A 590-nucleotide genomic window follows, 5' to 3' on the forward strand; every position below is an offset into this window, starting at 1 on the left:
TGTGGTTAAGTTACTAAGGGCACACGGTGGATGCCTTGGCGCTAGGAGCCGATGAAGGACGCAGCGAACTGCGATAAGCCTCGGGGAGCGGTAAGCACGCTTTGATCCGGGGATCTCCGAATGGGGCAACCCACCATCCGTAATGGGATGGTATCCGTCACTGAATCCATAGGTGGCGAGAGGGCAGACCCGGTGAACTGAAACATCTAAGTAGCCGGAGGAAGAGAAAACAATAGTGATTCCGTCAGTAGTGGCGAGCGAACGCGGAAGAGCCTAAACCGTCAGGTTTACCTGGCGGGGTTGTGGGGCGTCTCACACGGAGTTACAAAAGACGCGCGTAGGTGAACAGTCTGGGAAGGCTGACCACAGAGCGTGACAGTCGCGTAACCTAAACGCGCGTCTCTCCGAGACCAACCCCGAGTAGCACGGGACACGTGAAATCCCGTGTGAATCTGGCAGGACCATCTGCTAAGGCTAAATACTACCTAGCGACCGATAGTGAACCAGTACCGTGAGGGAAAGGTGAAAAGCACCCCGGGAGGGGAGTGAAATAGTACCTGAAACCGTGTGCTTACAAATAGTCGGAGCCC

At 55.4% G+C, this 590-nt stretch carries 1 rRNA gene; it reads left to right on the forward strand.

What is annotated here, in order from left to right:
* Window positions 1-3 precede the first annotated feature (3 nt).
* A 23S ribosomal RNA gene (locus Q3F21_RS27210) occupies window positions 4-590 on the forward strand; the annotation flags it as partial.

Source organism: Brevibacillus borstelensis (assembly GCF_037834415.1).
Taxonomy (GTDB): Bacteria; Bacillota; Bacilli; order Brevibacillales; family Brevibacillaceae; genus Brevibacillus; species Brevibacillus borstelensis_A.